17 protein-coding genes and 3 tRNA genes are annotated in these 22,997 nt (G+C 56.4%); 14 read left to right on the top strand and 6 right to left on the bottom strand.

Features of this window, described 5'->3' with window-relative positions; genetic code table 11:
- Nucleotides 1–4: 4 nt before the first annotated feature.
- From lgt to recD, 10 genes are all read left to right on the top strand, one after another.
- Nucleotides 5–880: a prolipoprotein diacylglyceryl transferase gene (lgt, locus tag IMQ56_RS08950; RefSeq protein WP_003862787.1), complete on the top strand. Its 876-nt coding sequence runs from the start codon at nt 5–7 to the stop codon at nt 878–880.
- A gap of 6 nt (nt 881–886) precedes the next feature.
- A complete protein-coding gene (gene thyA / locus IMQ56_RS08945) occupies nt 887–1,681 on the top strand; it encodes a thymidylate synthase (RefSeq protein ID WP_196063864.1) in 795 nt (264 codons plus the stop codon).
- Nucleotides 1,682–1,865: 184 nt separating this feature from the next.
- Nucleotides 1,866–2,330, top strand: coding sequence for a prepilin peptidase-dependent protein (locus IMQ56_RS08940; protein ID WP_196063863.1), 465 nt, complete (start codon nt 1,866–1,868; stop codon nt 2,328–2,330).
- Nucleotides 2,321–2,881 carry a prepilin peptidase-dependent protein gene (locus IMQ56_RS08935; protein WP_196063862.1) on the top strand — a complete coding sequence of 187 codons (561 nt, stop codon included), beginning with the start codon at nt 2,321–2,323 and terminating at the stop codon, nt 2,879–2,881. The genes IMQ56_RS08940 and IMQ56_RS08935 overlap by 10 nt, the downstream gene beginning before the upstream one ends.
- Nucleotides 2,878–3,276, top strand: coding sequence for a DUF2509 family protein (locus IMQ56_RS08930; RefSeq protein ID WP_045141971.1), 399 nt, complete (start codon nt 2,878–2,880; stop codon nt 3,274–3,276). The genes IMQ56_RS08935 and IMQ56_RS08930 overlap by 4 nt, the downstream gene beginning before the upstream one ends.
- Complete coding sequence (locus IMQ56_RS08925; protein ID WP_003862776.1) at nt 3,261–3,584, top strand: prepilin-type N-terminal cleavage/methylation domain-containing protein; 324 nt, start codon at nt 3,261–3,263, stop codon at nt 3,582–3,584. The genes IMQ56_RS08930 and IMQ56_RS08925 overlap by 16 nt, the downstream gene beginning before the upstream one ends.
- Before the next feature lie 12 nt (nt 3,585–3,596).
- A complete protein-coding gene (recC, locus tag IMQ56_RS08920; RefSeq protein WP_196063861.1) occupies nt 3,597–6,971 on the top strand; it encodes an exodeoxyribonuclease V subunit gamma in 3,375 nt (1,124 codons plus the stop codon).
- A gap of 139 nt (nt 6,972–7,110) precedes the next feature.
- The gene (gene ptrA / locus IMQ56_RS08915; protein ID WP_196063860.1) at nt 7,111–9,993 is read left to right on the top strand and encodes a pitrilysin; all 2,883 of its coding nucleotides are present in this window, start codon (nt 7,111–7,113) and stop codon (nt 9,991–9,993) included.
- Nucleotides 9,990–13,532 carry an exodeoxyribonuclease V subunit beta gene (recB, locus tag IMQ56_RS08910; protein ID WP_196063859.1) on the top strand — a complete coding sequence of 1,181 codons (3,543 nt, stop codon included), beginning with the start codon at nt 9,990–9,992 and terminating at the stop codon, nt 13,530–13,532. The genes ptrA and recB overlap by 4 nt, the downstream gene beginning before the upstream one ends.
- The gene (gene recD / locus IMQ56_RS08905) at nt 13,529–15,349 is read left to right on the top strand and encodes an exodeoxyribonuclease V subunit alpha (protein ID WP_196063858.1); all 1,821 of its coding nucleotides are present in this window, start codon (nt 13,529–13,531) and stop codon (nt 15,347–15,349) included. Before recB ends, recD begins: the two co-directional genes overlap by 4 nt.
- Nucleotides 15,350–15,382: 33 nt before the next feature.
- Here the strand turns inward: recD and argA are convergent, their stop codons facing one another.
- Nucleotides 15,383–16,714, bottom strand: a complete 1,332-nt coding sequence (argA, locus tag IMQ56_RS08900; protein WP_015571744.1) for an amino-acid N-acetyltransferase — start codon at nt 16,712–16,714, stop codon at nt 15,383–15,385.
- Between the two features lie 227 nt (nt 16,715–16,941).
- Here argA and amiC point away from each other — a divergent pair, with 227 nt between their 5' ends.
- Nucleotides 16,942–18,195 carry an N-acetylmuramoyl-L-alanine amidase AmiC gene (gene amiC / locus IMQ56_RS08895; RefSeq protein ID WP_023304346.1) on the top strand — a complete coding sequence of 418 codons (1,254 nt, stop codon included), beginning with the start codon at nt 16,942–16,944 and terminating at the stop codon, nt 18,193–18,195.
- Between the two features lie 89 nt (nt 18,196–18,284).
- Here the strand turns inward: amiC and IMQ56_RS08890 are convergent.
- The 3 genes from IMQ56_RS08890 to IMQ56_RS08880 all read right to left on the bottom strand — a co-directional run bounded on the left by IMQ56_RS08890 (nt 18,285) and on the right by IMQ56_RS08880 (nt 18,603).
- Nucleotides 18,285–18,361 (bottom strand) — tRNA-Met (locus tag IMQ56_RS08890).
- Between the two features lie 44 nt (nt 18,362–18,405).
- Nucleotides 18,406–18,482 (bottom strand) — tRNA-Met (locus IMQ56_RS08885).
- A gap of 44 nt (nt 18,483–18,526) precedes the next feature.
- Nucleotides 18,527–18,603: transfer RNA gene (locus tag IMQ56_RS08880), tRNA-Met, on the bottom strand.
- A gap of 208 nt (nt 18,604–18,811) precedes the next feature.
- On the opposite strand from IMQ56_RS08880, the gene mltA reads away from it, so the two are divergent.
- Nucleotides 18,812–19,909 carry a murein transglycosylase A gene (gene mltA / locus IMQ56_RS08875; RefSeq protein ID WP_015571742.1) on the top strand — a complete coding sequence of 366 codons (1,098 nt, stop codon included), beginning with the start codon at nt 18,812–18,814 and terminating at the stop codon, nt 19,907–19,909.
- A gap of 75 nt (nt 19,910–19,984) precedes the next feature.
- The gene (gene tcdA, locus IMQ56_RS08870; RefSeq protein WP_015571741.1) at nt 19,985–20,791 is read left to right on the top strand and encodes a tRNA cyclic N6-threonylcarbamoyladenosine(37) synthase TcdA; all 807 of its coding nucleotides are present in this window, start codon (nt 19,985–19,987) and stop codon (nt 20,789–20,791) included.
- On the opposite strand, the gene csdE is transcribed toward tcdA, so the two are convergent.
- Nucleotides 20,782–21,228 (bottom strand): cysteine desulfurase sulfur acceptor subunit CsdE, encoded by a 447-nt coding sequence (gene csdE / locus IMQ56_RS08865; protein WP_017692743.1) that lies wholly within the window; start codon nt 21,226–21,228, stop codon nt 20,782–20,784. The two genes, tcdA and csdE, sit on opposite strands and share 10 nt — an antisense overlap.
- Nucleotides 21,228–22,433 (bottom strand): cysteine desulfurase CsdA, encoded by a 1,206-nt coding sequence (gene csdA / locus IMQ56_RS08860; RefSeq protein WP_196063857.1) that lies wholly within the window; start codon nt 22,431–22,433, stop codon nt 21,228–21,230. Before csdA ends, csdE begins: the two co-directional genes overlap by 1 nt.
- Nucleotides 22,434–22,624: 191 nt before the next feature.
- Between csdA and IMQ56_RS08855 the strand changes: the two genes are divergently transcribed.
- Nucleotides 22,625–22,852, top strand: coding sequence for a YgdI/YgdR family lipoprotein (locus IMQ56_RS08855; RefSeq protein ID WP_015571738.1), 228 nt, complete (start codon nt 22,625–22,627; stop codon nt 22,850–22,852).
- Nucleotides 22,853–22,997 lie beyond the last annotated feature (145 nt).

The following is a 22,997-nucleotide window of genomic DNA, read 5'->3' as shown; positions in this document are numbered from 1 at the left end:
ACAGATGAACAGTGGTTATCTGCATTTTCCGGAATTCGATCCGGTTATTTTCTCAATAGGACCTGTAGCGCTGCACTGGTACGGTCTGATGTACCTGGTGGGCTTCGTCTTTGCCATGTGGCTTGCTGGCCGTCGCGCCAGTCGTCCAGGCAGCGGCTGGACGAAGAACGAAGTGGAAAACCTGCTTTATGCCGGCTTCCTCGGCGTGTTCCTGGGCGGTCGCATCGGTTATGTCCTGTTCTATAATTTCCCGGTATTCCTGAACGACCCGCTTTATCTGTTCCGCGTCTGGGACGGCGGCATGTCCTTCCACGGCGGGCTGATTGGTGTGATCCTGGTCATGGTGATCTTCGCCAGACGCACCAAACGGAACTTCTTCCAGGTGGCTGATTTTATTGCGCCGTTAATCCCGTTTGGGCTGGGCGCAGGGCGTCTTGGCAACTTCATCAACGGTGAACTGTGGGGGCGTGTCGATCCGAGCGTGCCGTTTACCATGCTGTTCCCGGGTTCCCGCGCGGAGGACATCGCGCTGCTGCCTTCGCATCCTGAGTGGCAGTCCATTTTCGATACCTACGGCGTTCTGCCGCGCCATATGTCACAGCTCTATGAGCTGGCGCTGGAAGGCGTGGTGCTGTTCATCATCCTGAATCTGTATATCCGCAAACCGCGCCCAATGGGGGCTGTCTCCGGTCTGTTCCTGATTGGCTACGGCGCGTTTCGTATCATCGTCGAGTTCTTCCGCCAGCCGGATGCGCAGTTTACCGGTGAATGGGTACAGTACATCAGCATGGGGCAGATCCTCTCCATCCCGATGATTGTCGCGGGTGCCATTATGATGATTTGGGCGTATCGTCGTCGTCCACAGCAACAACTTTCCTGAGGAATCATGAAACAGTATCTTGAATTGATGAAAAAAGTGCTCGACGAGGGCACGCCGAAAAACGACCGCACCTGCACCGGTACGCTCTCCATTTTTGGCCACCAGATGCGCTTCAATCTGCAAGAAGGCTTTCCTCTGGTGACAACGAAGCGCTGCCATCTGCGCTCGATCATTCATGAACTGCTCTGGTTCCTGCAAGGCGATACCAACGTTGCTTATCTGCATGAAAACAATGTCTCCATCTGGGACGAGTGGGCAGATGAGAACGGCGACCTGGGGCCGGTCTACGGCAAGCAATGGCGCGCCTGGCCTACCCCGGACGGCCGCCATATTGACCAGATCACGACCGTCATGAACCAGCTGAAAAATGACCCGGACTCGCGCCGTATCATTGTCTCTGCCTGGAACGTGGGGGAACTGGATAAAATGGCGCTGGCGCCTTGCCACGCGTTTTTCCAGTTCTATGTGGCGGACGGCAAGCTCTCCTGCCAGCTCTATCAACGCTCCTGCGACGTGTTCCTCGGCTTGCCGTTTAACATCGCCAGCTACGCGCTGTTGGTGCACATGATGGCGCAGCAGTGCGATCTTGAAGTGGGCGATTTTGTCTGGACGGGCGGTGATACCCACCTCTACAGCAATCATATGGAACAGACGCATCTCCAGCTGACGCGCGAACCGCGTGCATTGCCGAAGCTGGTGATCAAACGTAAACCGGAATCGATCTTCGATTACCGTTTTGATGATTTCGAGATTGAGGGTTACGACCCGCATCCCGGCATTAAAGCTCCTGTCGCCATCTGATACGGCAAATCCTGACACAACCGGTGCTCTTTAGCGCCGGTTTTTTTTCACGCCCGTTTTGTTTTTCGAGCCTGTTTCCAGAGATGATGCAACGCGTTGCAACGGGTGAAAATCTCCGGAAAGCGGCTCGTAAAGTTCTGGTTTGACGCTCGCACCGTTTTTGCTATTCCGCCACACTCCCGCCATGAAAAACGAACAAGGCTTTACGCTTATCGAAACCCTTATCGCCGTTTCGCTGACAGTGATCCTCAGCGCCACAGGGCTCTATGGCTGGGACAGCTGGCAGCAGCGGCAGCGGCTTTGGCAAACCGCCTGCCAGGTGCGGGATTACCTGGTGTTTTTGCGCAATGACGCCAACCATCACAACAGCGAGCACAGGATCGCGCTGCATAACGACGGTGAAAAGGAGTGTCTGGCCAGTTCAGCGGTGACCGGTTGTGACCGCGGCGGACCGTTCGTGATGAAGCCGATGTGGCCCGAGGTCACGATAAGCGACATAACCCCTGCGCTGGGATTTTACGGTTTAAGGGATACCGCATGGGCCGGACATATCCGCGTGCAGAGCCGCGCTGGTAGGTGGTGGGTTATTGTCTCAAATGGCGGACGTATCAGGCTGTGTAATGCCGCAGGAGAAGGTGCATGCCAGTAAATCGAAAAGGGTTTTCCCTGCTGGAAGTGCTTATTGCGATGACGATAAGCAGCATTCTGTTACTCAGCACGTCACGTTTTTTACCGGGGCTACAGCGGGGTGTTTTACTGCAATCCGGACAGCAGGAGCTGGAGGATGAGGTCTGGCAACGTCTGTTCGCGATCGGTAAACAGTTTCAGAGGGCAGGATATTGTGCAGGGCATTGCCAGGGGCAGGGGATGATCATCGGCAGGCAAGGACGATGTGCGATTGTGCTATGGGATGCGAACAGCAACGGCCAGTGGGATAGCACCGCGTCAGAAAACGACAGTACGGGATTCCGGCTTGAGTCCGGATCGCTTGAAACGCTGCGGGGCGCCACATCCTGTGACGGTAAGGGATGGGATAAGCTCACCGACCCGGATCGGGTCCTGATAGAGCAATTTATGGTCACTAAAACCGATCGACCTGGCTTTGCGCCGGTCATCAGTATCGAGCTGCGTGCCCGCCGTAAAGGTGAACTGACCGCACCCTTTTCGGCTCGCCATACCGTAACGGGGTTTAATCTGTGAATCGTCAGCGGGGCATGTCATCGCTGGCGCTGGTCCTGCTGTTGCTGGTGCTCGGCACGCTGATCCTCACCGGATTAAATCAGCAGCTGCAAACCTTTAGTACGCTGGTGAGTGGCGAGAGTTTGTCTGTTCGCCAGCAGGCTGCCGTGCAATCTGCACTGGAGTGGGGGCGCGTTCAGAAATGGGCTTTACAGCCAGAGGTTCAGTGCAAACAGACACAACGTTTGCGGGTCTGTGTAAGGCTGTTTGGGGCGCGTGTGTTGCTTATTGCAGGCAATGACGATCTGTTGCTATGGCGAGGCGGGGACATCGCGGAAGGGCAGATACGCTTTTCCGCCCACGGCTGGAGTGATTTCTGCCCCCTTAAGGAAAGTACGCTATGTCAGTTACCCTGAGCAGACAAAAAGGATTTAGCATGGTTGAGGTTTTGCTGGCAATGATGTTGCTGGTTGTGGTTGTGACGGCGTTATCCGGCTATCATCGCGCGCTGGCAGCCCGGTATGCGGCGCTTAGCCAGTATCGTCAGCTATGGCATCATGCGTGGAATCAGTCGCAGATCTCAACATTAACGCTCCCGCCGGGCTGGCAGGTCAGTCGGGGGCAGACAACACAGTCCGGATGTGTCAGCATCACGGTCACACTTATTTCTCCTATGGGGCGGCAGGGCGCGTTGACGCGTCTGCATTGCCCGGTTAGCCGCTAGTCGGGAGCGTTTATGCTAAGGGTTTACCACTCAAATCGTCTGGATGTGCTGGAAGCACTGATGGAGTATATCGTTGAGCAAGAGCGTCTTGACGATCCGTTTGAGCCAGAAATGGTGCTGGTGCAGAGCACCGGTATGGCGCAGTGGCTGCAAATGTCCCTTTCGCAGAAATTTGGCATTGCGGCCAACATCGATTTTCCGCTGCCCGCGAGCTTTATCTGGGAGATGTTTGTTCGCGTCCTGCCGGATATTCCTGAGCAGAGCGCCTTCAACAAACAAAGTATGGCCTGGAAACTGATGACGCTGCTGCCGGACATGCTGGCGCATGATGAGTTTGCCATGCTGCGGCACTACCTGAATGACGACACCGACAAGCGTAAACTTTTCCAGCTTGCCTCACGTACTGCCGACCTTTATGACCAGTATCTGGTTTACCGTGCAGAATGGCTGATTCGCTGGGAAGCGGGAGAATTAGTCGATGGGTTACCGGAAGCGCAAATCTGGCAGGCGCCGCTCTGGAAAGCGCTGGTCGAGCATACCGGGAAACTCGGTCAGCCTAAGTGGCACCGTGCTAACCTGTACGATCGCTTTATCTCAATACTTGAGAACAGCGCAGAACGGCCAACCCGTTTGCCGTCACGCGTGTTCATTTGCGGTATCTCCGCGCTGCCGCCTGTCTACCTGAACGCGCTAAAAGCGCTCGGTAAGCACACTGATATCCATATCCTCTTTACCAACCCGTGTCGGCACTATTGGGGGGATATTCAGGATCCGCGCTGGCTATCACGGCTGGTCACCCGTCAGAGAAAACGCCTCTTTGAGGAACGCGCCGTGCCGCTGTTTAAAGACAGTGAAAATGCGGCGCAGCTTTTTGATGAAGAGGGGATTCAGAACCTGCCGAACCCGCTGCTTGCCTCGTGGGGCAAGCTCGGACGCGACTATATTTATCTGCTTTCTGAAATCACCTCTTCGGGAGAAGGGGATGTGGATGCGTTTGCGGATATTACGCCGGACAGCCTGCTGCACAATATTCAGCTTGATATTCTGGATTTGGAAAACCGTGCCGTTGCCGGGATCACTGCCGAAGAGTTTGCGCGAAGCGACAAGAAGCGAAAACTGGATCCTGACGATCGCAGTATCGCGATCCACGTTTGCCACAGCCCACAGCGTGAAGTTGAAATTCTTCATGACCGCCTGCTGGCCGTGTTACAGGACGATCCAACCCTGACACCGCGCGATATCGTGGTGATGGTGGCGGATATCGACAGCTACAGCCCGTTTATTCAGGCGGTATTTGGCAGCGCAACGGGCGACCGCTATCTGCCCTACGCAATCTCTGACCGTCGCGCTCGTCAGTCACACCCGGCGCTACAGGCCTTTCTCAGCCTGCTTTCGCTGCCTGATAGCCGGTTTATCTCTGAGGATGTGCTGGCACTGCTGGATGTGCCTGTTCTGGCCGCACGTTTCAACATTAACGAAGAGGGGTTGCGCTATCTGCGCCAGTGGGTCAACGAATCTGGTGTCCGCTGGGGTATCGACGATGATAACGTCCAGGAGTTCGAACTCCCTGCGACCGGCCAGCATACCTGGCAGTTTGGCCTGACGCGCATGCTGCTGGGGTATGCGATGGAGAGCATCCACGGCGAATGGAATGACGTGCTGCCGTACGATGAATCCAGTGGGTTGATCGCGGAACTGGTTGGTCACTTAGCCTCGCTGCTTATGCAGCTCAACCGCTGGCGCCGTGCGTTGATGCAGCCCCGCCCGCTCGAAGAGTGGCTGCCGATTTGCCGCGAAATGCTGAATGATTTCTTTCTGCCGGACAGCGAAACTGAAGCCGCCATGGCGCTTATCGAGAAGCAGTGGCAGGCCATCGTTGATGAGGGGGTTAATTCGCACTATCACGAGGCGGTTCCTCTTTCGCTTCTGCGTGATGAGCTGACGCAACGTCTCGATCAGGAGCGCATCAGCCAGCGCTTCCTTGCGGGGCCGGTGAATATTTGTACCCTGATGCCAATGCGTTCAATCCCGTTCAAAGTGGTCTGTCTGCTTGGCATGAACGACGGTATTTATCCGCGTGCGCTTCCACCTCTGGGTTTTGATCTCATGAGCGCACAACCGAAGCGGGGCGACCGCAGCCGCCGCGATGATGACCGTTATCTCTTTCTTGAGGCGCTGGTGTCTGCGCAAAGCAGGCTGTATATCAGCTATATCGGTCGTTCAATTCAGGACAACAGCGAGCGTTTCCCGTCTGTGCTGGTGCAGGAGCTGGTGGATTACATCGGACAGAGTCACTATCTGCCGGGCGATGAAGCCTGCAACTGCGACGAAAGCGAACGTCGGGTGATAGCGCATATCACCTGTCACCATAGCCGTATGCCGTTTGATCCTGTCAATTACGTTCCTGATGAACTGCAAAGCTACGCCCGCGAGTGGCTTCCCGCCGCGAAGAAAGCGGGGACGCCGCAAACCGATTTTATTCAGACGCTCGAACCGCGCGTCATAGATACCCTCTCGTTTGAGCAGCTACAGCGTTTTTGGGCGCACCCGGTCCGGGCTTTTTTCCAGCAACGCTTGCAGGTGAATTTCCGCTCTGAAGAGAGCGAAATCCCCGATGCGGAACCGTTTATTCTTGATGGGCTGGAGCGTTTTAAGCTTAATTCCCAGCTTCTGAATGCGCTGGTTGACGAAGAAGACGCCAGTAAACTGTTCCGACGTTACAGGGCGTCGGGATTACTTCCGTATGGTGCATTCGGCGAAATCGTCTGGGATGCCCAGTGCGAGGAGATGCGAGCGCTTGCTGACCGCGTTATCGCGTGTCGGCAGCCGGCGAGCAGCATTGAAATCGATCTCGATTGTAACGGTATGCACCTCAGCGGCTGGCTCACGCACGTGCAGTCTGACGGGCTGCTGCGCTGGCGGCCATCCATGCTCAGCGTTTCACATGGCCTGCAACTCTGGCTCGAACATCTTGTCTACAGTGCGAGTGGTCACGAAGGTGAAAGCCGGTTGTTTGTACGTAAGGACGGCGAATGGCGTTTCCCGCCGATGGAGCCTGAGCAGGCGTTGACGTATCTGTCGCTTTATATTGAAGGTTACCGTCAGGGCATGAACAAACCTCTGCTTTTGCTGCCTGAAAGTGGGGGGGCGTGGATAAAAGCCTGTTACGACGCGCAGAATGATGCCATGTTAACGGATGAGGCTTCGCTCCAGAAAGCGCGCAGCAAGTTTTTGCAGGCCTACGAAGGGAACATGATGGTACGTGGCGAAGGTGACGATGTCTGGTATCAACGTTTATGGCGAACGCTGGAGCCAGAATATTTCGACATTATCACCCAGGAGGCGCAACGCTACCTGTTACCGTTGTTCAAATTTAATCAGTCCTGAGTACTGTATAAAAATTGCGCAGTATGAGGTGTTCATTTATGATGCACCTCTTATCACGGACTGATGTACCCAAAGAAAGAGATGCTGGCGTGTCCAGCACGCACGTTGTTAATGATGTAGCCGTGATAAAGAGGTCGTAATGCCAGGCAGCACCTTGTTCAAAGCGTTTGTTTTGTTTATCGCCCTTTGGGCTCCCGTCACTCAGGCCGATTCCGGTTGGCAACCTGTCAAGGAAACAATCCGTAAGAGCGATAAGGACACCCGTGAGTATCAGGCGATTCGTCTTGATAACGGGATGACCGTGCTGCTGGTTTCCGATCCTCAGGCGGTGAAATCGCTCTCCGCGCTGGTTGTGCCGGTGGGTTCGCTGGAAGATCCTGACGCCCATCCTGGACTGGCGCACTACCTTGAGCACATGACGCTGATGGGCTCTAAAAAATACCCACAGCCTGACAGCCTGTCCGAATTTCTGAAAATGCATGGCGGCAGCCACAACGCCAGTACCGCGCCGTATCGCACCGCGTTTTACCTGGAAGTGGAAAATGATGCGCTTGATGGGGCGGTGGACCGTCTGGCGGATGCCATCGCCGCACCGCTGCTGGATAAAAAATACGCTGACCGTGAACGTAATGCCGTGAACGCCGAACTGACGATGGCGCGCACGCGAGACGGTATGCGCATGGCGCAGGTTAGCGCTGAAACCATCAATCCGGCGCACCCGGGTTCGCGCTTCTCAGGCGGCAACCTTGAAACACTGAGCGACAAGCCCGGTAGCCCGGTGCTCGATGCGCTGCATGCGTTTCGTGAAAAATACTATTCCGCCAATCTGATGAAAGCGGTTATCTACAGCAATAAACCGTTGCCGACGCTGGCAAACATGGCCGCGCAGACCTACGGCAGGGTGCCAAATAAAAATATCGATCTGCCGCAGATTAACGTGCCGGTTGTCACGGACGCGCAAAAAGGCATTGTTATTCACTATGTGCCGGCCTTGCCGCGCAAGGTGTTACGCGTTGAATTCCGTATTGATAACAACACGGCGCAGTTCCGCAGCAAAACCGACGAGCTGGTGACGTATCTTATCGGCAACCGCAGCCCGAGTACGCTCTCCGACTGGCTGCAAAAGCAGGGGCTGGTGGAAGGTATTCGCGCTGACTCCGATCCCGTTGTAAATGGGAATAGCGGCGTGCTGGCCATCTCCGCGACGCTGACCGATAAAGGGCTGGCTCACCGGGACGACGTCGTTGCGGCCATTTTCAGTTATCTCTCTCTGCTGCGCGACAAAGGGGTCGATAAACGCTACTTTGACGAGCTGGCGCACGTGCTGGATCTCGATTTCCGCTATCCCTCTATCACGCGTGATATGGACTACGTTGAGTGGCTGGCAGATACCATGATCCGCGTGCCGGTGGAACATACGCTGGATGCGGTAAATATTGCCGACCAGTATGACGCCGGAGCGCTCAAAGCGCGTCTGGCGATGATGACTCCGCAGAATGCCCGCGTCTGGTATATCAGCCCGAACGAACCGCATAACAAAATGGCCTACTTCGTTGATGCCCCGTATCAGGTTGAAAAAATCAGCGAACAGACCTTCGCGGGCTGGCAGAAAAAGGCGGGGGAAATTGCGCTGAAGTTACCGGAGCTTAACCCCTACATCCCGGACGATTTCTCGCTGATCAAACCCGCAAAGGCGTATCCGCACCCGGAGCTGATTGTTGATGAGCCGACGCTGCGCGTGGTCTACACCCCAAGCCGCTATTTCGCCGACGAGCCAAAAGCGGATGTCAGCGTGGTGCTGCGTAACCCCAAAGCAATGGACAGCGCCAGAAACCAGGTGCTGTTTGCGCTTAATGATTATCTGGCCGGTATTGCTCTCGATCAGCTCAGCAACCAGGCTGCCGTTGGTGGTATCAGTTTCTCCACCAACGCCAATAACGGCCTGATGGTGAATGCCAACGGCTATACCCAGCGTTTGCCGCAGCTGTTCCAGGCGCTGCTGGACGGTTATTTCAGCTATGCGCCTACGGAAGAACAGCTCGAGCAGGCTAAGTCCTGGTATGCCCAGATGATGGATTCTGCCGAGAAGGGTAAAGCCTACGATCAGGCGATTATGCCAGCACAGATGCTGTCGCAAATTCCGTACTTCCAGCGCGAAGATCGCCGCGCGTTATTGCCCTCAGTCACCTTAAAAGAGGTGCTGGATTACCGTGATGCGCTGAAAACCAATACCCGTCCGGAGTTCCTGGTTGTGGGGAATATGAGCGAAGATCAGGCTAAAACGCTGGCGCAAAACGTCCGTGCGCAACTGGGTTCAAAAGGCGATGAGTGGTGCCGTAACCAGGATGTGCTGGTAGAGAAAAAGCAGAACGTGATCTTCGAAAAAGCGGGAAGCAGCACGGATTCCGCGCTGGCCGCGGTGTTTGTCCCTGTCGGTTATGACGAATTTACCAGCTCTGCCCGGAGTGCGGTTCTCGGTCAAATTATTCAGCCGTGGTTTTACAACCAGCTGCGCACCGAAGAGCAACTGGGCTATGCGGTATTCGCTTTCTCTATGAATGTGGGCCGTCAGTGGGGGCTGGGCTTCCTTCTGCAAAGCAGCGACAAGCAACCCGCTTACCTGTGGCAGCGTTATCAGGCATTCTTCCCGCAGGCGGAAGCAAAACTGCGCGCCATGAAGCCGGAAGAGTTTGCCCAAATCCAGCAGGCGGTTATCGCCCAGGTGATGCAGCCGCCGCAGACGCTGGGTGAAGAGGCCTCGCAGCTGAGCAAAGATTTTGATCGCGGTAATATGAAATTTGATTCGCGTGATAAAATAGTGGCCGAAATAAAACAGCTGACGCCACAAAAGGTTGCCGATTTCTTCCATCAGGCGGTAGTAAAACCGCAGGGTATGGCCATCCTGTCTCAGGTTTCTGGCAGCCAGAACGGGAAAACGGACTACGTAAAATCAAAAGAGTGGACCGTCTGGAAGAGCGTCAGCGCGCTGCAACAAACTATGCCCTGGAGTAAGAAAGAATGACCCATACCGCTGAGCCGCTTGATCCCCTAAGTTTACCTCTACAGGGTGAGCGACTGATTGAAGCCTCAGCGGGAACGGGAAAAACCTATACCATCGCCGCGCTCTATCTGCGTTTGCTGTTGGGGCTCGGCGGCAACGCCGCTTTTTCGCGCCCGTTAAGCGTGGAAGAGCTGCTGGTGGTAACCTTCACCGAAGCGGCCACTGCCGAGCTGCGTGGCCGTATTCGCAGCAACATTCATGAGCTGCGCATCGCCTGTTTGCGTCAGACGACGGATAACCCCCTCTACGCGAGCCTGCTGGACGAGATTGCGGATAAGCAACAGGCTGCGCAATGGCTGCTGCTGGCCGAGCGGCAAATGGATGAAGCGTCCGTCTTCACCATTCACGGTTTTTGTCAGCGCATGCTGAGCCTGAATGCGTTTGAATCCGGCATGCTCTTTGAGCAGCAGCTTATTGAAGATGAATCCGAGCTTCGCTATCAGGCCTGTGCGGATTTCTGGCGTCGTCACTGTTATCCATTGCAGCGCGACATTGCCGAAGCGGTTCACGCCCTGTGGAAAGGTCCGGAAGAGCTTCTTCGCGCCATCGACCGTTACCTGCAAGGCGAAGCGCCGGTCATTAAATCTCCGCCGCCTGCCGATGAAACGCTGGCCTCGCGCCATGAAAAGATCGTCGCCAAAATTGCGGCGCTTAAGCAGAAGTGGAATGAGTCGGTTGGTGAAATTGATGCAATCATCGAAAACTCAGGCATCGACAGACGCAAGTTCAACCGTGGGAACCAGGGGAAGTGGATCGAAAAGATCAGCGCCTGGGCCCAGGAGGAGACGCGGGGCTACCAGCTTCCGGACGCACTGGAAAAGTTTTCGCAGCGCTTTTTGACCGAGCGAACCAAAGCCGACGGCATTGTGCCTGAGCATCCCCTGTTTGTGGCGATTGATGCGCTGCTTGCGGAGCCATTAACGCTCAATGACCTGATGATCACCCGCGCCATGACGGAGATCCGCCAGGCCGTCGCGCGCGAAAAACGTCGCCGGGGCGAGCTGGGGTTTGATGACATGCTGAGCCGCCTGGACGAGGCGCTGTCCAGCGAGAATGGTGAAGCGCTCGCCAGCGCGATCCGTACCCGTTTTCCGGTGGCGATGATTGACGAATTTCAGGACACCGACCCTCAGCAGTACCGCATTTTTCGCCGCATCTGGCGACAGCAGCCCGACACTGCCCTGTTGTTGATTGGCGACCCTAAACAGGCGATTTACGCCTTCCGTGGGGCAGATATCTTCACCTATATGAAAGCCCGTAGTGAAGTTGTCGCGCATTACACGTTAGACACTAACTGGCGTTCCGCTCCGGGGATGGTTGAGAGCGTCAATGCGCTGTTCAGCCGTATGGAGACGGCGTTCATGTTCAATGAAATCCCTTTCCTGCCGGTAAAATCCGCCCCAAAAAACGCATCCCTGCGCTTCGAAGTCAGTGGCGCGGTGCAACCCGCCATGACCTTCTGGCTGCTGGAAGGGGAAGGCTATGGGGTCGCCGACTATCAGGCGGCGATGGCCCAGCACTGCGCCGCGCAAATCCGTGACTGGCTGAGCGCAGGCGCGCGCGGCGAGGCGCTGCTGTGGAAGGGGGAACAGGCGAATCCAGTTAAAGCCTCTGATATTACCGTGCTGGTGCGCAGTCGTCAGGAAGCGGCGCTAATCCGCGATGCGCTAACGTTGCTGGATATTCCGTCAGTGTATCTTTCTAACCGCGACAGCGTGTTCGACACGCTGGAAGCCCAGGAAATGCTCTGGCTGCTTCAGGCGGTGCTGGCCCCGGAGCGCGAAAATACGCTTCGAAGCGCGCTGGCCAGTTCCATGCTGGGGTTGAACGCGCGCGATATTGATGAGCTCAACCATGACGAAAACGCATGGGATACGGTGGTGGAAGAGTTTGTCCATTACCGTGAACGCTGGCAAAAACGCGGCGTCATGGCGATGCTGCGCGAATTGATGACGCGGCGCCAGATTGCCGAAAATATGCTGGCGTCATCGGGCGGTGAAAGGCGTCTTACCGATATTTTACACATCAGCGAACTGTTGCAGGAAGCCGGCACCCAGCTTGAAAGTGAACATGCCCTCGTGCGCTGGCTGGCGCAGCAAATCGCGGATCCAAACAGTAACGCCTCAAGCCAGCAGATGCGTCTTGAGAGCGATAAGCATCTGGTGCAAATCGTCACCATTCACAAATCGAAAGGTCTCGAGTATCCGCTGGTCTGGCTGCCCTTTATCGCCAACTACCGCGTTCAGGATCAGGCCTATTATCATGACCGCGAGACTTTCGATGCGGTGCTCGATCTCAGCAAGGCGGAAACCAGCGTTGAGCTGGCGGAAGCGGAGCGTCTGGCGGAGGATTTGCGCCTGCTTTACGTGGCGCTGACCCGTTCTGTCTGGCATTGCAGCCTGGGCGTCGCGCCGGTTTTCCGCCGTCGCGGGGAGAAAACAGGGGAGAGCGATTTCCATTTAAGCGCCTTAGGGCGGCTTATTCAGCGTGGTGAGCCTAAAGATGCGGCGGGGTTGCGCCTCTGTATTGAGTCGCTTTGCGGAGACGATATCGCCCTCCATATCCCTTCTCTGCCAGACAACAGCCGCTGGGAAATGGCGCAAGAGCCCGCGACCGATCTTAACGCGCGCCAGATCACACGGGTGCTTGCCGACGACTGGCGCGTCACCAGCTATTCTGGCCTGCAACAGCACGGGCAAAGTATTGCGCAGGATCTCATGCCGAAGCTGGACGTGGATGCCGCAGGGGTGGGCGATGTTCCGGTTGAACCGACGTTAACTCCACATCAGTTCCCACGCGGCGCGTCGCCGGGCACCTTTTTGCACAGCCTCTTTGAAGAGCTTGATTTCACCCAGCCTGTCAGTGAGGAGTGGGTGCTGAAGATGTTGCAGAGCGGAGGCTATGACGCGCACTGGCAGCCCGTTCTCACTGACTGGATCAACGCCATTTTGCAGGCGCCGCTGACGGCGCAGGGCTTCTCTCTTCGCCAGTTAACGGCCAAAAATAAGCAGGTTGAGATGGAGTTTTATCTGCCCGTCGCAGGCCCGCTTAAGGCCGACGCGCTCGATGCGCTTATCCGTCAGTACGATCCGCTCTCAGCCGGTTGCCCGCCGCTGAACTTCCGTCAGGTGCAGGGCATGCTGAAAGGGTTTATCGACCTGGTCTTCCGTCACGAAGGACGGTACTACCTGCTGGATTACAAATCGAACTGGCTGGGCGAGAACAGCGAAGCCTATACCCAGCAGGCGATGGCGGCAGCCATGCAAATGCATCGCTACGATCTGCAATATCAGCTCTATACCCTGGCGCTGCACCGCTATTTGCGCCACCGTATTGCGGATTATCGCTACGACGATCATTTTGGCGGTGTCATCTATCTGTTCCTGCGCGGGGTTGATGCTGCCGATCCGCGCTCCGGGATCTTCAGCACCCGTCCGGATGCGGAATTGATTAATAAAATGGATAACCTGTTTGCAGCAAACGCGGAGGAGATGGCATGACGATGCAGGACTTATTGCTGGATGCGGTAGAGCAACGCGTGCTGCGTCAGCTGGACGTGCAGTTTGCCATGATGATTGCCGCTGACCAGCCCGCCGTGATGCTTGCCGCTGCCCTGTTGAGTAAAGACGCCGGAGAGGGGCATGTGTGTCTGCCGCTCTCGCGTCTGGTGGTTGACGAGAAAATGCCGCCTGTCCTCCAGTCCTGCTTTGCGCTGCTGGGGGAAAGGGTGGACTGGCAGAAAATTTTGCGTGAATCGTCAGCCGTCGGGCCGGGAGACAACCAGGCACCGCTGATCCTCACGGGGGAGCGCTTATACCTGAACCGCCTGTGGCGAAACGAACTGACGGTAGCGCGATTCTTTAGTGAGACCAATGCGCAGCTTCCCTGTGACGAAGCGCAGCTTCGTCAGACGCTGGACAGGCTGTTTGACTCCGGTGAGGCCACAGACTGGCAGAAAGTGGCGGCAGCCGTCGCCCTGACGCGGCGGATCTCGGTGATATCCGGCGGCCCGGGAACCGGGAAAACAACGACCGTCGCAAAGCTGCTGGCAGCCCTGATACAGCTTTCAGGCGAGCAGCGATGCCGTATTCGTCTGGCGGCGCCCACCGGGAAGGCCGCGGCGCGTCTGACCGAATCACTGGGCGGTGCGATGCAACGGCTGCCGCTCACCCAGGAGCAGCTTGCGCTTTTCCCGGGTGAAGCAAGTACTCTGCACCGTCTGCTCGGCGCGCAGCCGGGTAGCCAGCGGCTGCGCTACCATGCGGGCAATCCGCTGCATCTGGACGTGCTGGTGGTGGATGAAGCCTCCATGATCGACCTGACCATGATGTCGCGCCTGATCGATGCGCTACCACCCCATGCGCGCGTGGTTTTCCTGGGCGATCGCGACCAGCTCGCCTCTGTAGAAGCCGGGGCGGTGCTGGGAGATATCTGTACCTACGCCAGTTACGGTTATACCGCCGCGCGGGCGCAGGAGCTCGCCCGTCTGACCGGTTGCTCGCTTGAACCCGATCACACGCCGATCGCGGGCGCACTGCGTGACAGCCTGTGCCTGCTGCAAAAAAGCTACCGTTTTGGTAGCGACTCCGGCATCGGCCAGCTGGCTGCGGCGGTCAACCGTGGCGACAGGCACGCCACGCGCACGGTGTTTGACGGTTCCTTCACTGACATTGAAAAGAAATCGCTGCAAAGCGGGGAAGAGTATCAGGCTATGCTTGAGGAGGCTCTTCAGGGATACCAGCATTTTCTGAGCTGCGTGCAGCAGCACAGTCAGCCCGGGCAGGTCATCGCCGCATTTGGCGAATACCAGCTTCTGTGCGCATTGCGGGAAGGGCCGTTTGGCGTCACGGGCCTGAACGACAGGCTGGAGCAGCTGCTGGTGCAGAAGCGCAAAATTAACCGTCAGCTGCATTCGCGATGGTATGAGGGCCGGCCAGTGATGATCTCCCGCAACGACAGTGCGCTGGGGCTGTTCAACGGCGATATCGGCATTGCGCTCGATCGCGGTAACGGACTGCGCGTCTGGTTCCAGCTACCGGACGGCAGCGTGAAGTCCGTCCAGCCCAGCCGCCTGCCAGAGCATGAAACGGCATGGGCGATGACGGTACACAAATCTCAGGGCTCCGAGTTCAACCATGCGGCGCTGATCCTGCCGACCCAGCTGTCGCCGGTCGTAACCCGCGAGCTGGTCTACACCGCCATTACCCGTGCGCGCCAGCGTCTGTCGCTGTATGCGGATGAGCGCGTGTTGAGTCAGGCGATAGCCACCCGTACTGAGCGCAGAAGCGGATTAAGCGTGATATTTGAATCTGTCTGAGTGAACGCCCTCTCCAGCAGGAGAGGGTGACTGTTATCCCAGGTCCGCCATTAACACTTTCGAGCGGCGCTGGTAGTTGTACATCTCTTTCTTACTTTCCGGCAGGGAATCAATATCCACCGGCGTGAAGCCGCGCTCCTGGAACCAGTGAATGCTGCGCGTGGTAAGCACGAACAGCTTGCTCAGACCCATCTGGCGCGCCTGTGCCGCCACGCGTTCAAGCAGCAGCTCCCCCCGTGAGGAGCTACGGTAATCAGGATGCACGGCGACGCATGCCATTTCGCCAATCTGCTCTTCCGGGAACGGATAAAGCGCCGCACAGGCAATGGTCAGGTTATCCCGCTGAATGATGGTGAACTTGTCGATCTCCATCTCCAACTGCTCGCGGGAGCGGCGAACCAGAATGCCCTGTTGTTCCAGCGGACGGATCAGCTCCAGAATGCCGCCGATATCGTTGATGGTGGCACGGCGGATCTGCTCGGCGCTCTCCATGACGATCTGCGTACCGATCCCGTCCCGGGAGAACAGCTCCTGCAACAGCGCGCCGTCTTCCTGATAGCTGATCAGGTGGCTGCGGCGCACCCCGCTACGGCACGCTTTAACGGCGCCGCGCAGAAAACGCACGGTACCGGAATAGTAATCGCCTTCTGCTTCCAGCGCTTCGACGCGCGCCTGGGCTTCATTCGGAAAAAGTTCTGGCACAATCACGCCCTCATCGTTCACGACACCCTGTGAGGAACAAAAGCCGATCATTTTTTCCGCTTTCAGCTTGATGGCCAGCTGGGTGGCAATCTCTTCTGAGGTCAGATTAAAACTTTCACCCGTTACGGAGACGGCAACGGGTCCCATCAGGACGATCGCGCCATTGTCTAACTGGCGGTGAATGGCTTCTTCATCAATACGGCGGATGCGGCCGCTGTGGCAGTAATCCACGCCATCGTCCACGCCGAGCGGCTGAGCGATGATAAAGTTGCCGCTCACCACGTTGATGTGCGCGCCCTGCAATGGCGTATTATTCAGGCTCATCGACAGGCGGGCGGTGATATCGAGCTGTAACAGACCCGCCGCCTGTTTGACCAGCTCGAGGGTTTTCGCGTCCGTCACGCGGGTATGTTTGTGGTAGATCGGCTCATGGTGATGGGCGGCCAGGTTGGCTTCGATTTGCGGACGTGCGCCATACACCACCACCAGACGGATGCCGAGGCTGTGCAGCAGGCCGATATCATTGACGATGCTGGAAAAGTTTTCATGCTCAATGGCTTCGCCGCCAAGCATGATGACAAACGTTTTTCCCCGATGGGTGTTGATATAGGGAACAGAATGGCGGAATCCCTGGACCAGTTCGGTTCTGCGTTCCTTAACCATGACACAACCCTTAGTGAATGTTTATTCGTAATTTCTGTATTTTTATTCGATTGTGACCGCGTGTGCAAGCCTAAATTTTCTGCGACCCACAGAAAATAATAAGTAATCCGTGCGTTAACGTATGATTGTTTACCCTTTTATAGATGACAGTTTATGCGTCATTCGTTAAAGTTTTCGGTCAATTTGGGCGTTTTGTTCATCAATCAGATTTCTTGCTCGGGAGAAGCATGTCGGGATCCAATTCAGCAATAAGCCGCCGCCGCCTGTTAAAAGGGGCCGGGGCGATGTGGTTGCTTAGCGTCAGCCAGGTGGGTCTTGCCGCCACAAGCCAGGTAGTCGCGGTGCGCGTCTGGCCGTCGTCGACCTATACGCGCGTGACGATCGAGTCCAATCGCGTGCTGAAATACAAGCAATTTGCCCTCAGCAATCCTGAACGTGTGGTGGTTGATCTCGAAGGTGTAAACCTCAACTCCGTGCTTAAAGGCATGGCAGCTCAGATCCGTGGCGACGATCCGTTTATCAAATCGGCGCGCGTCGGGCAGTTCGATCCGCAAACCGTGCGTATGGTGTTTGAGCTGAAGCAGAACGTGAAACCTCAGCTCTTTGCCCTTGCGCCTGTAGCCGCCTTTAAGGAGCGTCTGGTGATGGATCTCTATCCGGCGAATGCGACGGATATTCAGGATCCGCTCCTGGCATTACTTGAGGATTACAACAAAGGCGATCTCGACAGCCAGGTTCCGCCAGCGCAAAGTGGCCCACAGCCGGGTAAGGCGGGGCGCGATCGCCCGATTGTGATCATGCTCGATCCTGGCCACGGCGGAGAAGATTCCGGCGCCGTCGGGAAATATCGCACCCGCGAAAAAGATGTGGTGCTGCAAATTGCCCGTCGTCTGAAGGCCTTGATCGACAAAGAGGGCAATATGCGCGCCTACATGACGCGCAACGAAGATGTCTTTATCCCGCTGAAGGTCCGCGTGGCAAAAGCGCAAAAGCAGCGCGCGGATCTGTTTGTCTCTATTCACGCGGATGCCTTCACCAGCCGCCAGCCGAGTGGATCTTCAGTGTTTGCCCTGTCAACGAAAGGGGCGACCAGTACCGCCGCGAGATACCTGGCGGACACGCAGAACGCCTCGGATTTAATCGGTGGCGTGAGCAAAAGTGGCGACCGTTACGTCGACCATACGATGTTTGATATGGTGCAGTCGCTGACCATTACCGACAGCCTGAAGTTTGGTAAAGCGGTGCTGGGCAAGCTGGGCCGGGTCAACAAGCTGCACAAAAACAGCGTCGAGCAGGCCGGATTTGCGGTCCTGAAAGCGCCAGATATTCCATCCATTCTGGTCGAAACCGCGTTTATCAGTAACGTGGAAGAGGAACGTAAGCTCAAGACGGCTAAATTCCAGCAGGAAGTGGCGGAGTCGATTCTGGCGGGGATCCGGGCCTACTTCTCAGACGGGGAAACGCTGGCGCGGCGGGGGTAGGGCATTAAGCCGGGTATCATGCCCGGCATTTTCACAAACGCCAGATACAAAAAAACACCCTTCAGGGTGTTTATTGTTTTAAGAAGTGTTGGTTGCGGGGGCCGGATTTGAACCGACGACCTTCGGGTTATGAGCCCGACGAGCTACCAGGCTGCTCCACCCCGCGTCCGTCTTTCTACACTTGTAGAAACTTACTTCTTCAAATTTGATTGGTTGCGGGGGCCGGATTTGAACCGACGACCTTCGGGTTATGAGCCCGACGAGCTACCAGGCTGCTCCACCCCGCGTCCGTCTTTCTACAGTCGTAGAAGATACTTCATCAAATTTTAATTGGTTGCGGGGGCCGGATTTGAACCGACGACCTTCGGGTTATGAGCCCGACGAGCTACCAGGCTGCTCCACCCCGCGTCCGTGGAAGCGCACTATACTCGGATAGGTTTGTGATGCAACCCCTTTTTCACATAATTCATTATTTTGTATGCAAAATGAACGGCAAAAGCCACTTTGGACTATTTTTTGTGCAGAATTTGCCAAAGGGAAGGCGATTGCATTTCATTAACACGGTGGGTTTGTTATCTTCATCTCGCGGAATTGGGCAACTAAAAGACGAGATATAATGAAAGGACGTTGGGCGAAGTATCTGATGACAGGCGCAATGGTGGCGATTCTTGCGGCCTGCTCTTCCAAACCGACCGATCGCGGTCAACAGTATAAAGACGGGAAGTTATCCCAGCCTTTCTCTTTAGTTAACCAGCCAGACGCCGTGGGCGCTCCGATCAATGCCGGAGACTTCTCCGAGCAGGTCTACCAGATCCGCACTGCTTCTCCGCGTTTATACGGTTCGCAGAACAACGTCTATAGCGCCGTGCAGGACTGGCTGCGTGCAGGCGGTGATACCCGCAATATGCGCCAGTTTGGTATCGATGCCTGGCAGATGGAGGGGGCGGATAACTACGGTAACGTCCAGTTTACCGGTTACTACACCCCGGTTGTCCAGGCGCGACACACACGCCAGGGCGAGTTCCAGTATCCCATTTACCGTATGCCGCCGAAACGCGGTCGTCTGCCGTCCCGCGCCGAGATCTACGCTGGCGCGCTGAGCGAAAATTACGTGCTGGCCTACAGCAACTCCCTGATGGACAACTTCATTATGGACGTGCAGGGCAGCGGCTATATTGATTTTGGCGACGGCTCGCCGCTGAACTTCTTTAGCTACGCCGGGAAAAATGGCCATGCCTATCGCAGCATCGGTAAGGTGCTCATCGACCGTGGCGAAGTGAAACGAGAAGATATGTCGATGCAGGCGATCCGCGAGTGGGGCGAAAAACACAGCGAAGCGGAAGTGCGTGAGCTGCTTGAGCAGAACCCATCGTTTGTCTTCTTCAAACCGCAGAACTTTGCGCCGGTGAAAGGGGCGAGCGCCGTCCCGCTGATTGGCCGCGCTTCTGTGGCATCGGATCGTTCGATTATCCCGGCAGGTACTACGCTGCTGGCGGAAGTTCCACTCCTCGACAACAACGGCAAATTCAATGGCAAGTATGAATTACGCCTGATGGTGGCGCTGGACGTGGGTGGGGCGATCAAAGGCCAGCACTTCGACATTTATCAGGGCATCGGCCCGGATGCCGGCCATCGTGCAGGCTGGTATAACCACTACGGACGCGTGTGGGTGCTGAAGGCAGCGCCGGGTACCGGAAACGTATTCAGCGGCTGATTGTGGTATTCTGAGGGCAAGACGGATTACGGTTCAGGGTGAGGAATACCTCACCCTTTTTACATCTGAGGTTTTATGTCTGTGGTAATCAGCGATGCCTGGCGCCAGCGTTTCGGCGGCACGGCACGGTTATATGGTGAAAAAGCCCTGCAACTGTTCGCGGATGCGCATGTCTGCGTGGTGGGCATTGGTGGTGTGGGTTCGTGGGCGGCAGAAGCGCTGGCGAGAACCGGCATTGGCGCAATTACGTTGATTGATATGGATGACGTCTGCGTCACTAACACTAACCGTCAGATCCACGCCCTGCGTGATAACGTCGGTCTGGCGAAGTCCGAGGTGATGGCGGAGCGTATTCGTCTCATCAACCCGGAGTGTAGTGTGACGGTGATCGACGACTTTGTGACGGCAGATAACGTCGCGGAGTACATGAGCAAAGGCTACAGCTATGTGATTGATGCCATCGACAGCGTGCGGCCAAAAGCGGCGCTGATCGCTTACTGTCGTCGTTACAAGGTGCCGCTGGTGACAACGGGCGGCGCGGGTGGACAAATTGATCCGACGCAGATCCAGGTGGCGGATCTGGCGAAGACCATTCAGGATCCGCTGGCCGCTAAGCTGCGCGAGCGCTTAAAAAGCGACTTCAACGTGGTGAAAAATAGCAAAGGCAAGCTGGGCGTGGACTGTGTGTTCTCGACAGAAGCGCTGGTTTATCCGCAGGCGGATGGTTCGGTCTGTGCAATGAAAAGCACGGCGGAAGGGCCAAAGCGGATGGATTGTGCCTCAGGGTTTGGAGCGGCCACCATGGTGACCGCCTCCTTCGGCTTTGTGGCGGTCTCTCACGCCCTGAAGAAGATGATGGCGAAGGCGGAACGTCAGGCCTGAGCCTCACGGGCGGCATCCAGCACCGCGTCGTTTAGCGCAATCAGTCCCTGACCGCGCGAGGCGCTAAGCTGCGCGCGAAGTCCCAGCTCATCAAACAGCGCCAGCGGAGAATGCGCCAGCAGCTCTGCGGCGCTTTTCCCTTCGATTGCGGTCAACAGCACCGCCAGCAGACCGCGAACAATGCGTCCCTCGCTGTCGCCGAAGAAATGCAGTTTCTCACCGGATACGCTAAACCCAAGCCAGACGCGGTTCTCGCAGCCTGCGATCTCCTTCGCCTGTGATTTCAGCTCGTCTGACAGCGTGGGCAACTGTTTACCCAGCAGGATCAGCTGACGATATTTATCTTCCCACTGCGTGAGCGGGACGAAGGTCTGTTTTAACGTCTCTTCAGTAATAACGGTGCCGAACGGGTGTCCGGCTAAAGCTGAACTTGTCATTAATCCACCAGTAATTCCAGGGCGCGGTCGACGGCGGAAACCAGCGCATCGACGTCGCTTTTTGTATTGTACGGTGCAAACGAGGCGCGCAGGGTACCGCTTACGCCAATGGCCGCCAGCAGCGGCTGGGCGCAGTGCTGTCCGGCACGCAGGGCAATGCCGTATCCGGCAAGCAACGTCACCATGTCGCTATGGTGCACGCCCGCGAAATCAAAGGCGAGCAGGCTGGAGTCCTGGACGCGGAACGAGCGAAAACCCGGACGTTTTTTCAGTTCTTCTTCCGCCAGCGTCGCCAGACCCCGGCTCCAGCTTTCAGCCTGAACCACGTCCGTTTCTGCCAGCCATTCGAGCGCTGCGCTCAGACCGATAACCCCGGCCACGTTTGGGGTACCGGCTTCCAGGCGGTAGGGCACATCCTGCGTTTTAAAACCGTCGAAGGTGACTTCGGTAATCATCTTGCCGCCGCCGAGCCACGGCGTCATCCGGGCCAGCAATTCAGGTTTGCCGTACAGCGCGCCGATACCGGTTGGCCCGTACAATTTGTGTCCTGAGAAGGCATAGAAGTCGATATCCAGCGCCTGAACGTCAGCCGGAAAATGCACCACACCCTGCGCACCGTCGACCATCACCACCACGCCGCTGGCATGGGCAATCTCAATGGCACGCGCCAGATCCGGGCAGCCGCCGGTGACGTTGGACATCTGCCCCAGCGCCAGAATACGGCTGCGCGGCGTAATCAGCTCAGGCAGACGCGCCACGTCAGGCAGGAAGTCCGCACCCAACGGGAGCTTTACAACCTGTGCCCCGGTTTGTTCGGCCACCATCAGCCAGGGTACCAGGTTGGCGTGGTGTTCCGCCTCGCTGACGATGATCTCATCCCCGGGCTGCAACAGCGGACGCGCGTAACATTGCGCCACCATGTTAATGGCCTCGGTGGTGCCCCGCGTCCAGACAATGTTCTTACCGCTGTCAGCATTGATCACGCGCGCGACCTGATCCCGTGCGGCTTCGTATTGCGCCGTTAAGCGCTGCGCGTCGGCATACTGGCTGCGGTGCACGTTCCCGGCGCTCAGGGTGTAAAACTGGCGGGTTGCCTCAATCACCGCCTGCGGTTTAAGGGCCGTGGCGGCGCTATCAAGATAAATGCCGGCATCGGCCAGCGCAGGAAACTGTGCGCGAAACTGCGCAGGACTGAAAGCGTTCATGGAATTCCTCATATCGATTCTACGATCGTCGCGCAAATTCATCGGCAGGGCAAGGAAGTTGATATCTATCAGATTTGTCTGCTTATCCTGGCGAGTCTGAAAAAGCAGGTTATGCTAAATAGTGTTAGGCGGATGTTTTAGCCTGTTATAAATCGAGGTTTGAATAGCATTAATTGCTAAAGGAGATAATCATGAAAAAGACAGCTGCAATCATTTCTGCCTGTGCGTTGACCTTTGCCCTGAGCGCCTGTTCTGGTAATAACTACGTAATGCATACCAACGATGGTCGATCTATCGTCTCTGAAGGGAAACCGACAACCGATAATGATACCGGGATGATTTCTTACAAAGATGCTAACGGGAACAAACAGCAGATCAACCGCAGTGACGTGAAAGAGATGAAGGAAATCGAGCATTAACAGTTAGATAAGCGAAAAAAAAGCACCGCAAGTTGGCGGTGCTACATTAATCACTATGGACAGACAGGGTAAATGTACAGGAAGTGAAAAATTGGTAGCGTTGCTACCGTGGTCTGAATCGCAGACCAATTGCAAACACAACAAC

This window comes from Enterobacter sp. Res13-Sevr-PEC09-46 (genome assembly GCF_015672585.1).
GTDB lineage: Bacteria > Pseudomonadota > Gammaproteobacteria > Enterobacterales > Enterobacteriaceae > Enterobacter > Enterobacter hormaechei_C.
This window is presented reverse-complemented; position numbering and strand designations above follow the sequence as displayed.

Coding starts and splice junctions, on each gene's coding strand:
- lgt (WP_003862787.1), top strand. CDS start 5: ATGAACAGTGGTTATCTGCATTTTCCGGAATTCGATCCGGTTATTTTC.
- thyA (WP_196063864.1), top strand. CDS start 887: ATGAAACAGTATCTTGAATTGATGAAAAAAGTGCTCGACGAGGGCACG.
- IMQ56_RS08940 (WP_196063863.1), top strand. CDS start 1,866: ATGAAAAACGAACAAGGCTTTACGCTTATCGAAACCCTTATCGCCGTT.
- IMQ56_RS08935 (WP_196063862.1), top strand. CDS start 2,321: ATGCCAGTAAATCGAAAAGGGTTTTCCCTGCTGGAAGTGCTTATTGCG.
- IMQ56_RS08925 (WP_003862776.1), top strand. CDS start 3,261: ATGTCAGTTACCCTGAGCAGACAAAAAGGATTTAGCATGGTTGAGGTT.
- recC (WP_196063861.1), top strand. CDS start 3,597: ATGCTAAGGGTTTACCACTCAAATCGTCTGGATGTGCTGGAAGCACTG.
- ptrA (WP_196063860.1), top strand. CDS start 7,111: ATGCCAGGCAGCACCTTGTTCAAAGCGTTTGTTTTGTTTATCGCCCTT.
- recB (WP_196063859.1), top strand. CDS start 9,990: ATGACCCATACCGCTGAGCCGCTTGATCCCCTAAGTTTACCTCTACAG.
- recD (WP_196063858.1), top strand. CDS start 13,529: ATGACGATGCAGGACTTATTGCTGGATGCGGTAGAGCAACGCGTGCTG.
- argA (WP_015571744.1), bottom strand. CDS start 16,714: ATGGTTAAGGAACGCAGAACCGAACTGGTCCAGGGATTCCGCCATTCT.
- amiC (WP_023304346.1), top strand. CDS start 16,942: ATGTCGGGATCCAATTCAGCAATAAGCCGCCGCCGCCTGTTAAAAGGG.
- mltA (WP_015571742.1), top strand. CDS start 18,812: ATGAAAGGACGTTGGGCGAAGTATCTGATGACAGGCGCAATGGTGGCG.
- tcdA (WP_015571741.1), top strand. CDS start 19,985: ATGTCTGTGGTAATCAGCGATGCCTGGCGCCAGCGTTTCGGCGGCACG.
- csdE (WP_017692743.1), bottom strand. CDS start 21,228: ATGACAAGTTCAGCTTTAGCCGGACACCCGTTCGGCACCGTTATTACT.
- csdA (WP_196063857.1), bottom strand. CDS start 22,433: ATGAACGCTTTCAGTCCTGCGCAGTTTCGCGCACAGTTTCCTGCGCTG.
- IMQ56_RS08855 (WP_015571738.1), top strand. CDS start 22,625: ATGAAAAAGACAGCTGCAATCATTTCTGCCTGTGCGTTGACCTTTGCC.